At 67.1% G+C, this 1,430-nt stretch carries 2 protein-coding genes; both read left to right on the top strand.

The genetic code is table 11. The features are described 5' to 3' along the window. The first annotated feature begins 36 nt into the window (after positions 1-36). The gene (locus tag ACFWPJ_RS32805) at positions 37-741 is read left to right on the top strand and encodes a sulfurtransferase (RefSeq protein WP_378857399.1); all 705 of its coding nucleotides are present in this window, start codon (positions 37-39) and stop codon (positions 739-741) included. A gap of 132 nt (positions 742-873) precedes the next feature. Further along, positions 874-1,074 (top strand): hypothetical protein, encoded by a 201-nt coding sequence (locus tag ACFWPJ_RS32800; RefSeq protein WP_378857397.1) that lies wholly within the window; start codon positions 874-876, stop codon positions 1,072-1,074. Positions 1,075-1,430 lie beyond the last annotated feature (356 nt).

Genomic DNA, 1,430 nt, shown 5'->3' with positions numbered 1-1,430 from the left:
TTCCTGGGCCTCTTCATTTGTTAAAATCATAAATTCGTGTCCGGTCAAATCCGGGGCGCGTTTTACGTCGATCTGGAGACCGAGCTGGCCGCCGCGCCCGCGCCCGCGCGTGGCAGGCATCCGCTGCCCGATCCGGGCACCTTCGAGAAGTGCGCGCGCAGCTGGGGCCTCGGTGCGGGCGAGCCGGTCGTCGTCTACGACGCGACCAGCGGTATGGCCGCAGCGCGGGCCTGGTGGCTGTTGCGCTGGGCAGGCGTCGATGACGTCCGGATTCTCGACGGGGGACTGCCCGCGTGGATCACGGCGGGCGGCGACCTCGCCACCGGCGCCGAGCCGGACCCGGTATCCGGCGACCTGGTGGTGCGTTCCGGCGCGCTGCCGGTGATCGACGCCGACGGGGCGGCGACCTGGTCGGGAGTGCTCCTCGACGCCAGGGCGGGCGAGCGGTACCGCGGTGAGGTTGAGCCGGTCGACCCGCAGGCTGGGCACATCCCCGGGGCGGTGAGCGCGCCGACCACCGAAAACCTGGACGCCACCGGCCGATTCCGCACCCCCGAGGACCTGCGGGCCCGGTTCGACGCGTTCGGCGCCGGCCCGGTCGCGGTCTACTGCGGCTCCGGTGTCACCGCGTGCCACCAGATCGCGGCCCTGGCCGTCGCCGGCGTCCCCGCCACCCTCTACTCGGGCTCCTGGTCTCAGTGGTCAAACAACCCGAAACGCCCGGCCGCGACCGGAGCCTGAATCCGGCAAACGATCGTGCCATGTCGGATCTGGTGACACCACGGCTGACGTTGCGCCGGTGAGCTCGACGGACGATGAGTGCCGCACAATGGAATCACCCAACGTCCGCCGTTACCTCTTCGACATTGCGGAATGCTGGCGTCGGCGGTCCAGGAGATCGTCGCCGCGAGCATCGCGGAGTTCGCGCCACGGGCTCGGCTGTGGGCACTGTCGGAGGACGGCCAGCTGATCGGGGTGTGCGACGGCCGCCCCGAACTTCGCTACAGCCTCGACCCGGATCCGTGCGGAAACGGCCTGATCTCCGCAGCCGCGTTAGACCTTCACCACGGCTAGCCTCGGGCTACACAGCATTGATCGCATACTTGTGGCTGTGCAGGCCTGCCTCGCCGAGGTGAGCACCCGGCCGTGCGGTACGGCTCGGCGTGACAAGGCGCCGAGGTTGAGCGAAGATGATGCGTTGCAGTGGTATTGGATCCGCGCCGATGCGATCGTTGGTGCGATCGATCAGAGGGGGATATGTGGGGGAGCTGTCTACGCATCAACTGCAGTACGCACAGATCAGGTTCCGGTCGATGGTGACCGAGTCGTACGGCAACCAGTTCGAGGTCCATTTCAACAAACAAAAGGAAAACAAGTAACCGGGCAATATTCCGATTAGCACCAAACGCCCGGTTAGTGATAGCGGCGGC

It is taken from the genome of Nocardia sp. NPDC058497 (assembly GCF_042720195.1).
Classification (GTDB): domain Bacteria; phylum Actinomycetota; class Actinomycetes; order Mycobacteriales; family Mycobacteriaceae; genus Nocardia.
This window is presented reverse-complemented; position numbering and strand designations above follow the sequence as displayed.